Source organism: Nitrospirota bacterium (genome assembly GCA_016214385.1).
Taxonomy (GTDB): domain Bacteria; phylum Nitrospirota; class Thermodesulfovibrionia; order UBA6902; family JACROP01; genus JACROP01.
The window spans coordinates 21,062-29,503 of sequence record JACROP010000036.1; the positions used below are offsets into that span (position 1 = coordinate 21,062).

At 43.0% G+C, this 8,442-nt stretch carries 7 protein-coding genes and 1 pseudogene; 2 read left to right on the forward strand and 6 right to left on the reverse strand.

The annotated features are described in order from the left end of the window. Nucleotides 1-215: 215 nt before the first annotated feature. The 6 genes from HZC12_02465 to rlmD all read right to left on the reverse strand — a co-directional run bounded on the left by HZC12_02465 (nucleotide 216) and on the right by rlmD (nucleotide 6,798). Nucleotides 216-1,031 carry a divergent polysaccharide deacetylase family protein gene (locus tag HZC12_02465; GenBank protein MBI5025593.1) on the reverse strand — a complete coding sequence of 272 codons (816 nt, stop codon included), beginning with the start codon at nucleotides 1,029-1,031 and terminating at the stop codon, nucleotides 216-218. Further along, nucleotides 1,015-1,797: a tetratricopeptide repeat protein gene (locus HZC12_02470; protein ID MBI5025594.1), complete on the reverse strand. Its 783-nt coding sequence runs from the start codon at nucleotides 1,795-1,797 to the stop codon at nucleotides 1,015-1,017. The genes HZC12_02465 and HZC12_02470 overlap by 17 nt, the downstream gene beginning before the upstream one ends. Continuing rightward, nucleotides 1,781-2,443: an outer membrane lipoprotein chaperone LolA gene (gene lolA / locus HZC12_02475; protein ID MBI5025595.1), complete on the reverse strand. Its 663-nt coding sequence runs from the start codon at nucleotides 2,441-2,443 to the stop codon at nucleotides 1,781-1,783. Before lolA ends, HZC12_02470 begins: the two co-directional genes overlap by 17 nt. After that, the gene (locus HZC12_02480; GenBank protein MBI5025596.1) at nucleotides 2,440-4,476 is read right to left on the reverse strand and encodes a DNA translocase FtsK 4TM domain-containing protein; all 2,037 of its coding nucleotides are present in this window, start codon (nucleotides 4,474-4,476) and stop codon (nucleotides 2,440-2,442) included. The genes lolA and HZC12_02480 overlap by 4 nt, the downstream gene beginning before the upstream one ends. Beyond that, a complete protein-coding gene (locus HZC12_02485) occupies nucleotides 4,455-5,231 on the reverse strand; it encodes an undecaprenyl-diphosphate phosphatase (GenBank protein ID MBI5025597.1) in 777 nt (258 codons plus the stop codon). Before HZC12_02485 ends, HZC12_02480 begins: the two co-directional genes overlap by 22 nt. Before the next feature lie 271 nt (nucleotides 5,232-5,502). Further along, nucleotides 5,503-6,798, reverse strand: a complete 1,296-nt coding sequence (gene rlmD / locus HZC12_02490) for a 23S rRNA (uracil(1939)-C(5))-methyltransferase RlmD (GenBank protein ID MBI5025598.1) — start codon at nucleotides 6,796-6,798, stop codon at nucleotides 5,503-5,505. A gap of 385 nt (nucleotides 6,799-7,183) precedes the next feature. Here rlmD and HZC12_02495 point away from each other — a divergent pair, with 385 nt between their 5' ends. Together HZC12_02495 and HZC12_02500 are read left to right on the forward strand one after the other, a co-directional pair. Continuing rightward, nucleotides 7,184-7,414: a helix-turn-helix transcriptional regulator gene (locus HZC12_02495; GenBank protein ID MBI5025599.1), complete on the forward strand. Its 231-nt coding sequence runs from the start codon at nucleotides 7,184-7,186 to the stop codon at nucleotides 7,412-7,414. Further along, nucleotides 7,395-8,378 (forward strand): annotated as a pseudogene (locus tag HZC12_02500) (site-specific DNA-methyltransferase). The gene HZC12_02495 and the pseudogene HZC12_02500 overlap by 20 nt, the downstream one beginning before the upstream one ends. Nucleotides 8,379-8,442: the final 64 nt, after the last annotated feature.

Genomic DNA, 8,442 nt, shown 5'->3' on the forward strand with positions numbered 1-8,442 from the left:
CCTCTTGTATCAGAAAAAGACAATATGTGTCAAGGCTCAGCAGGCTGTTGAAAAACTCTAAAATAACCATAAGTGTCATTCCCGCATGTTTTTAGCGGGAATCCAGAGTCTTGTAAATTCAAGAGATTCTGGATTCCTGCTGGAGTTTACCCCGTACTCTGATACGGGGCAGGAATGACAAACTAAGCATGAATAAATACTTTTTCAACAGCCTGTCACTGACTGCTCAGCTCAGAGAGCCTGACCATCTTCACGCGCTCTTTTGATACAATGGTCTTTTTAAGAAAGTTTATAGTATCCTCCCTGGGGTGTGCTAATACAATGGCATATCCCCTTTTTCTGGCAATCTCCAGGGCTTCCTGCCAGCGTTCCTCCATGTAAGCAGAGCCGTCTTTTTCATCGAGGAATACATCCCTTTTCAGAACCTTTATCCCTTCGGCCTTTGCCGCCTTAGCAGCAATGGATTTCGGGGTGGTCAGGCTATCAAGGAAAAAAAGCCTCCTGTGCTTCATCTCTGACATAACAAGGCTCATAGCCCTCTCGTCCTCAGTGAGTAAAGAGCCCATATGGTTGCTGGCACCCTTTATGTCGGGCAGCCCTTCAAGGTCTTCCCTCAGAGTATTGAGTATTTCTCTGTCTGTCATCCAGCTATAAAGACCTCCGCTCCCAAGTTTCTGTGACGGGTCCCTGGCTTCCATCGGTATATGGGCGATTATATCGTGGCCCAGTTTATGACCTTCCTCTGCAATCCATTTGGAGTAAGTCTGCTGGGGAATTATTGAAAGGGTCAGGGGCATCTTTATCTCGAAAAGCTCTCCGGCTATCTTTTTATTATGTCCAAGGTCATCTATTACAATAGCTATCTCAGGCAATTTTTCAGGCTTTATTTCCTCCTTTATTCCAAAGATATCCCGGATGCTCTGTCGAAAGCTCTCTTTTCCTATCTCTTTATACAGGAACAAAACTGCCAGCACAATCAGGATGATGATTAGCAGGATATGGCGCTTTTTCTTTCTACTTCTTGAGGGCATTCAGCCGCTCCTGGACTTTTTTCTTAATATCTTCTCTATCTCGGTACGAGTCGATCCCGACTGTCATTGCGAGAAAGGCGTGGTAGTGGTTCTCTGCTTCTTTTGTCTTTCCCATTGAGTCGAGGAGGATTGCTAAATTCAAATGTGCCTCAGGATATGACGGCCTTAACTTGAGGGCGCCTCTGAAAGCCTTTAATGCCTTTTCATTTTCTCCCTTTAGATTGTAAATAACGCCGAGGTTGTTAAGGGCCTCTGGGAACTCAGGATTTATGGCGAGTGCTTCTTTATAATGTTTCATCGCACCTTCAAGATTTCCCTGACTTTTAAGGACGATACCCAGGTCGTTATGGAATACAGCCTCTCCTGGATTAAGCCTTAAAGCCTCTTTAAATGCATCTTCCGCACTTTTTATTTCACCTGCCTTGAACAATTCAAGACCTTTCTTGTGATATTCAAGGCTCTGGGCCTTTGGGTCTTTTGTCCCGACAAAATCGGGATCTGTTTCAATCTCGGTACGAGTCGATTCCGACTTAACAGTCGTGGGTGCTACAGCCTTCTCGGTACGAGTCGATTCCGACTTGTATTTTCCTTTTGGATAAATGAGAACAATTAGCAGAAGTCCTGCCAGTACGCAAACTGTCAGGACGAGGAGGATTTTTCTTGAGCCGCCCTTTATTGAATAAAAACCTTCCCGCTCCTCTGCTGACTTTTTTGCTGCCCTTTTTTCAGCCTCAAGCTTTTTAAGTGCCTTATGGATTAAGCTCATAAACCTCTACTCCTGGCGGAGCCTTGAAAATAAAATATGAATCTTTAAACCCCTGGTTTATTCTAACATCTTTCACAGTAACATCGACCGTATTGCCGTAAACATCTATCAACTTGAAAGACTTTATAGGAAAGCCTTCATTGTTTACTTCAAGGATAATCTTTTTTATAAGGCCCATCTTTCCCTTTGGATTTAGCTCAAAGACGCCTTCTTTTATTCGTGTCGTATCAAAATCTTTTTTTAAATCACCAAAACCACTGAGCAGGGCAATCGGGGCCTGGCCATAGGTATCACTGCTGAATTTCCCTTTAATCGCCTGCTTCTGCATTTTTTTATAAATCCATATATCTGTGTCGCTAATGACGACCTCCTCATCCCTGGGTCTGGAATACTCCCATCTCATCTTTAACGGCCTTTTTATAAAAAACCTGCCCTCGTATTTCTCTGTCCTTTCGAGGTCTTTTATATAGCTCCTCTGTATAAATCTGCCCTGCAAATCTTGAATTCCCTCGTATTCTTTCTGTATCCGCTCAACATTATCGCCAAATGCAAACGAAGAAGTAAAAAACAATAAATGAGAAATGAAAAATAAAGTAAATGATGTGGCTTTTGCAATTTGCAATTTGTAATTTGTAATTTTCTTCATCTCCTCCTGATAACCCTCCTTGCCTTTCCAGCCCCCATTGGCGGCCCTACAAGTCCGTCCTCTGCCATCATATCCATTATCCTCGCTGCCCTGTTATAACCTATCTTAAAGCGCCGCTGAATCGAGGAGATTGATACCTCGCCAACAGACTCGGCAAAGGCAATTGCCTTTTGATAAAGCTCATCCCTGTCATCATCAAAGCCCTCATCCTCCTCATGCCCTTCAAAATCAAGGGACTCAAAGGCCGTATATTCAGGACCTCCCTGTGCCTTTATAAAATTGACAACATCCCTTATCTCCTCCTCGCTTACATAAGCGCCGTGGATCCTGATGGTCCTGCTGCCAGGACTCACAAAAAGCATGTCCCCTTTGCCGAGGAGCTGTTCAGCACCATGAGTGTCAAGCACCGTTCTTGAGTCAACCTTGGAAGATACCTGGAATGATATCCTCGCAGAGAAATTCGCTTTGATTACTCCTGTGATAACATCAACAGATGGCCTCTGTGTGGCAAGGATGAGGTGAATCCCTGCTGCCCGTGCCATCTGTGCAAGCCTTGCTATTGAATCTTCAACATCATGTGCAGATACCAGCATAAGGTCTGCAAGCTCATCAATAAATATGACTATGTAAGGCAACATCTCTTCATCAGCTTTAAGCCTCTTATTGTAACCATCTATATTCCTCGCACCCTTTTCTGCAAGGAGCCTGTACCTGCGCTCCATTTCAACGACCATTTTCCTGAGGGCCTCAGCAGCCTCCTTCGGGCTTGTTATAACCGACATGCACAGATGCGGTATATCCTCGTAAATTGATAGCTCGAGGAGTTTCGGGTCAATCATCACCATCTTTATCTCTTTGGGGTTTGCCCTGTAAAGAAGACTCAGGACCATTGCATTTATGGCAACGCTCTTACCTGAGCCGGTTGCCCCTGCAACAAGGAGGTGTGGCATCCTGCCGAGGTCAGCCACAACAGGAGTTCCAAAAATATCTTTTCCGAGTGCGAAGGTCAGCTTTGAAGGGCTCCTTCGGAAAATATCCGATGAAAGAATCTCCTTCAGAAAAACATCCTCTCTTTCTTTATTCGGGACCTCAATGCCTAAGGCTGCCCTCCCTGCAATAGGAGAAATCCTCACGCTCATTGCCTTGAGGGCGAGTGCAAGGTCGTCTGCCAGAGATATTACCCTGTTTATCTTTACCCCTGGCGCAGGCTCAAATTCAAACAATGTTACAACAGGCCCGGGATAAACCTGGGTAACCTTCCCCTCTATTGAAAAGTCCTGAAGTTTTTTCTCCAGGAGGTTTGAATTAAAAATAAGTTCCTCCCTGCTCGGACGCGCCTTGGACAAAGGAGAGTCTTTTAAAAGCTCGATGCCCGGAAGCTCGTAATCGCCCTTTATCTGTTGCATCACCTTCGACTCCCGACGCTTCGGGATCGGCTCAGGAGGCAAAGGCAGAGGCTCACCTCTTAAAGGAGGAATCTCCTGAATCTGAGGAGGCATTTCCTCTTCCACAACAGGCCTTGCCTCGCGTGAGCTCTTTAGTGTCTTTATAAGACCCATAAGCGAAAACGGTATGAGGAACATCAAAGTAATAAAAGCGAGCGGGACAAAGAGCAGGTAAGAGCCTGTTGTGGACAAAATTTTTCTTGATGCCTTTGCGGATACAAAACCTATTGCGCCACCAGCGTTTGGGCCAAAGATGAGATTAAGCAGTGAAGAAAAGGATAATATCAGGAGAACCACTGCTGTAATAATAATCAGTTTTGGTCTTTTTTCTCTGTCAAAAAGTCTCCTTATGCCGTAAAAGCAAAAAATAACTGGCAGAGCGTATGCAGTGTAACCGATTATCTGAAGAAGGAAGTCTGATACATAAGCACCAAAAGGTCCAAGCAAATTACTGGTCTTTCCATGGCTGTATGTAAACAGCGATGGGTCCCAGGGGTTGTGACTCAAGAGGCTCAGGAGGATTACAAGGCCTGCAACAGAGGCTGTAATACCTAAAATTTCGTCCTTTATCCTGCTGCTCTTGTCCATACAGTTACTATGATAACAAAAGCAAGGATAAAACGATAATAGGCAAATGGCCTGAGAGAATGGTTCCTCAAAAAAGCAAGGAGATACTTTATGGCGAGGTGTCCTGCAATAGCAGATGCAATAATGCCCGCAATGAAGATGTTATAATCAAACCCTCCGGCAGACACCAGCTTCCTGGCCTCAAAGATACTCGCACCGGCAACAATCGGTGTGGCAAGTAAAAAAGAAAACCTTGCTGATGCTTCCCTCTGAAAGCCACACATGAGACCTGCAACTATCGTAATGCCTGACCTCGACACACCGGGGATAAGGGCAAGGGCCTGAGCAATCCCTATAATAACAGCGTCTTTCCTGCCAATCTTTTCAAAGGGCTTGTCTTTTTTTGTCCTCTCAACTAAAAACATCGCCGCTGCAACCACAGAGAGGGTAAAGACAATAAGCACAGGGCTTCTTATCTCCTCAAACTTATCGTGAAAAATCACACCTGCCAATGCAGCAGGTATAGTAGCAATGAAGATATGCCATACAAACCCGCCCTTCATCCTTATGGTCTTTAAAAGGTCAATCCAGTCCTTCCAGAAATAAGACACAAGCGCAAGGAGGGTTCCAAAATGCAGGGCCACGCTGAAGGCAAGTGTATTAACCTGGCCGTCCCAGCCGAAAAACCATGGCATGAGAATCAGGTGCGCAGAGCTGCTCACAGGGATAAACTCTGTAAGTCCCTGCAGTATTCCAAGAATTATAGCCTCAAACATCGTAAAGGATTATAACAGAAGGCAGCAGCAAATTGGAAACCAGACTTCTAAATTAAACCGCCTTTTTAACCTCGCTTACAACAATAGACACTATTTCCTCGGGTAGGTTCAATTTTGCAAATTGAACCCTTTAGTTTGAAAATGTGATGAGGCTGAAAGACTGGGTATGGTCATCTGCTCTACGAGTCGTAGACAAATCATAGGAATAAAATTGTTATTAAGCCAGGACTAAATGAAATATTAAATATTCGGGTTCAAGTTACAAACTCAGTTACGAGTCGCAACGACTTGAACCCGCAAAAAGCAGCTCTGCTATTGATTCTATATGGTATGTCTGGGGGAACATGTCTATGGGCTGGAGGCGGTTCAGGAAGTAACCACCATCCTGTAGCATCTCAATGTCCCTCGCTAATGTGGTTGGGTTACAGGATATATAAATGATCTTCTTCGGAGAGAAGGCGATGATCCTTTCTATTATCTTCCTTGTTGCCCCGGCCCTCGGAGGATCAAGGACTATAAGATCTGCCCTCTCTTTCTTCTCAAGAAGCCCCTTCAACCCCTTCCTTACATCTTCACAGATAAACTCAATATTCTTGATTCCATTTTCTTCGGCATTCCTCAAGGCATCCTCGACAGCAGAATAACCACTTTCTATCCCTACAACCCTTTCTGAATTTCTTGCCAATGGGAGGCTGAAGTTTCCGATACCACTGTAGAGGTCAAGCACCCTCTCATCTCCTTTGAGTTCAGAGAGGTCGAGAAGGGAGTTAATCATATTTCTATTCTGCTCCCAGTTTACCTGAAAGAAGTTTCCTTCTCTGGACTGAAAAGTGAAGTCATCGAGCCTGAGTTTTAGGTAGTTTCTCCCTAAGACCTCATATTTCTTCCGACCTGCATAGCTTATGACCCCTACAACCTCTTTAACATCTTCTCTGAGTGCCTCGAAGATTGGGGCAAGGCTTTGAGGGCTTTCTATAGCTATAAAGAAAAGGATGAGAATCTCTCTATCAGGACTCACATTTATATGGATCTCCCTCAATGGTGGAAGTTGTTCAGCTATCTTTATGATTGCATCAAGGGTTCTATTGATAAGGGGATGGAGAAGGAATCCGTTCTTGATCTCTATGAGATAGTGTGTCCCCTCTCTAAAGAATCCTATCAGAGGCCTCGAATCATGATACCTCACATTAAGCTGGACTCTCAGGCGGTAGTGGTCTGTATTTTGCGAAGGGATTATAGGGAGGATATTTCTCGGCTCAATATTCCCTATCTTTTTTAATGTCTCAAGGAGTATCTCCTCTTTAAATTTCAGTTGTGCTGGATAAGAAATATAAGGCCAGTGAGCCCCTGTACATTCCTCCTCTCCCTTACATTGAGGAGTGATTCTATCAGGTGAAGGTTTAATAATCTCTATGAGTTCGGCCTCAGCAAAACCCTTCCTTTTCTTCTTTATCCTGACATAGACCCTCTCACCAGGTATAACACCTGGAATAAAAATTGTCAGGCCATCATCTCTTGCGAGACCTTTACCGCCATAAATCATTTTCTCTACAGTCACCTCTATCAAAATACATCCTCCTCAAAGATGCCTTCCCTATCTACCTTGTCAGTAGGGGTATGGCATGACCCTACCGCTCATGTTATTCTAAAACAATAACATGAAATCTGTATCTTAAATCCAGCTCAGAAGTCTGTCGCCCTGCAGTTATGCTGGATTTTGATGATGTCCTCCTTGAGGATAAATCCCACCTTTAGAAACCGCTCCATGCCCTTGTATGCCAAAGGGATATAGAATTTATCCCTCATCGTATCGCCGATAAGAAAATTACTGGATTCCGCATCCCAAATCAAGTTGAGGACATGCTTGATGCGGAATCCAGTGCCTTTTTAAATGTGACTTATAGTCTATAGACTTATAAGCAGCATCTGATCAAAAATGATCCATAATGATTATGCCTGATATAAAGAAACTATTTGGTAAGAGAATACGAACTTATCGGGAGATGAGAAACTTATCTCAAGAGCAGCTTGCGGAGCTCTGCGGGATGCATAGAACATATATCAGCCATGTTGAGCGCGGGAAAAAGAATATTTCTCTGGGGAATATCCAAAAAATATCAGATGCCTTACAGATAAAGATCGCTGATTTGTTTAAGGGGCTCGATGCCAAAAAGAACAAATAATAAGCCAAAAGTAACGCCTAATAAAAAGAAGACAAAAACTTACCTCCAAGAGACTCCAATTGAGTTTTACATTTCCGAAGAAACAGCTTCTTATGGCAAGAAAAAGCCTTTTACCATTTACTACGACAATCCAGAACATTCAATAAGACTCCTTAAAGGAGATTGTGTAGAAATATTAAATCAGGCGAGAGAAAACAGCGTTGATATGATTTTTGCAGACCCTCCTTATTTTCTCTCAAATGGAGGAATTACCTGCCATGCCGGGAAAATGGTTTCTGTTAATAAAGGCAAATGGGATAAATCAAGAGGGATAGAAGAAAATCATAAATTTACAATTGAATGGCTGAAAGCCTGCCAGCGTGTCTTAAAGCCTAATGGAACAATCTGGGTTTCTGGAACAACTCACATTATTTATTTAGTTGGCTTTGCTATGCAGCAGCTTTGATAGAAGATTCTCAATGATATCATCTGGTATAAGCGCAATGCCCCGCCTAATCTTTCATGCAGATATTTCACTCATTCAACAGAGATAGTTTTATGGGCAGCAAAGAATGAAAAGAGCAAACATTACTTTGATTATAAATTGATGAAAAAAATGAACAATGGGAAGCAGATGCGTAATGTATGGCAATTTACAGAAGAAGAGGAACAACAAAGAAATATTGATAACATTTGGGAGATTTCTGCACCGTCCGTAACAGAGAAAAAATTCGGCAAACATCCTACACAAAAACCACTTGAACTTTTAAAAAGAGTTATTCTTGCTTCTACGAAAGAAGATGATTTGGTTTTAGATCCTTTCTGCGGAAGTTCTACAACAGGTGTTGCAGCGGTTTTGCTGGATCGTAAATATGTTGGGATTGATATGGAAGAAAAGTATCTTCAGATCTCAAAAAAGCGACTGGAAGAGGCAATAAATAAAATCTCGCTACTTAAAGTCACAAATAAACAGGGTGTTAGATGACATCTTTTTCAAATTTTTTTAAATCGCTTTTAGAAAATTCCGGACTTTCTTTGAAGAGAGACCT